Genomic DNA, 1,670 nt, shown 5'->3' with positions numbered 1-1,670 from the left:
TTGATCTGATCCATCGTGGTTCTGCAGCTCCTCATAGCCGATCCGACTGCATAATCCATCGAAAAGCAATTGCAGGATTGAGGAAGGTACGTGGACGATCTGGCGACGAAAAGACTAGCACTTGCTCCTACAGCGGCAGGAGCGGTGAATTCGAAGAGCGAGCTGCCATGGACGAGGGTTTTCACCCTTGGACACCGACACGCTGTACATGGTCGATTTGACCGTCTCACTTTCCAGTGGATGTCGTCTTTGCCACTGCCGGCCGACGAGGTAAGATTGGATCCTGTTCTGTCAGGCGAGGCTCTGAAGCGGAGAAATCTCGACCGGCCAATTCCCGGTCAAGGGGGGCATTCTGCTCGCTCCGGTCTTCGGAAACCGTTATTCGCCTCTAGTTTTCCTTCTCGTGCTGTGGGGTGGCACATCGTCTGATTTCTGGTTGCGGCTCTGCCTGTAGCCGACCGACCGCAGGATCAGCTCAATTCGAGTGTCTATCTATTGTCCAGGACATTCAACAATCGGAATTGCTGCCGTCTTCCAGACGATCTGGCATGATCCGGCACCTGCACATTGTGCTGGAGACAGGAACAGAGATCAAATTCCGTCCTGAGCCGCTCTGGTAGTGGGGCGACACGCAACTAGGAAGGCGATGACAGAAGAGAATATCCCGGATCCTGTCTAAGAGATGATGATGAGGCCGCAACAGGCGTCGCGGGGGGCGGGACATTATGTCGGAGACCGGAACCTTCAGAAGGGGCCCTTCAGGCCATGAAGCCGAGCTCGACTAGATGTAGGTGGAGTAGTATGGGCAGAATGATGACCCAATCAGCCCGCGATAGATAGTTGCTGACTAGGTCCCGCATCGAATGCCACTTGTCCGCACCATCCATAACAGCTTGAAGCAAATCACCGAGGAGATCGTCTAGGAGCACTCCACATGGCCCAAATCGACGTCGGAGGGCACCATGCCGCATGCTCTCTCCCACGATGCAAGCCTCTGGGCGACAACAGGCGTCTATGGTTACTCCACCGTGACCGACTTGGCGAGGTTGCGCGGCTGGTCAACATCGGTGCCCATGAAGATCGCGGTGTGGTAGGCCAGTAGCTGGATCGGCAGCGAGAAGACCATCGGGGCGATGATCTCGGCGACGTTGGGCAGAGCGATGGTCGCCATGGTCGGAAGCTTCGACGCAGCAGCGCCCCTTTCGTCCGTGATGAAGATGATCTTTCCGCCACGGGCCGCCACTTCCTGCATGTTGGAAACCGTCTTCTCGAAGAAACGGTCGTGCGGCGCGATGACGATCACCGGCATGTTCTCGTCGATGAGCGCGATCGGCCCGTGCTTGAGCTCGCCAGCGGCATAGCCTTCGGCATGGATATAGGAGATTTCCTTGAGCTTCAGGGCACCTTCCAGCGCCAGGGGGAAGCTCGTGCCGCGGCCGAGATAGAGCACGTCCTTATATCTGGAGAGTTCCCTGGAGAGCGCCTCGATCTGCGGCCCGATCGCATTCAGCACCCCGCTCATGAGACGCGGCATCTCCGCCAGGCTCTTCACGAGTTGCTTTTCCTCTGCAGCGGAGATGATGCCCCTGGCCTTTCCGGCGGCGATGGCGAGCGAAGCGAGGACGGTCAGCTGACAGGTGAAGGCCTTCGTCGATGCGACGCCGATCTCT

The 1,670-nt window shown here is 57.8% G+C and carries 1 protein-coding gene; it reads right to left on the bottom strand.

Annotated features, from left to right (window positions below; translation table 11 throughout):
* Window positions 1-1,018 precede the first annotated feature (1,018 nt).
* Window positions 1,019-1,670: SIS domain-containing protein (locus tag RTCK_RS04500; protein ID WP_185927913.1), on the bottom strand; the 652-nt coding region annotated here is incomplete at its 5' end.

It is taken from the genome of Pseudorhizobium endolithicum (assembly GCF_902153245.2).
Lineage (GTDB): Bacteria > Pseudomonadota > Alphaproteobacteria > Rhizobiales > Rhizobiaceae > Neorhizobium > Neorhizobium endolithicum.
The sequence above is the reverse complement of the archived record's forward strand: the minus strand, read 5'-3'. Positions and strand labels throughout refer to the sequence as shown.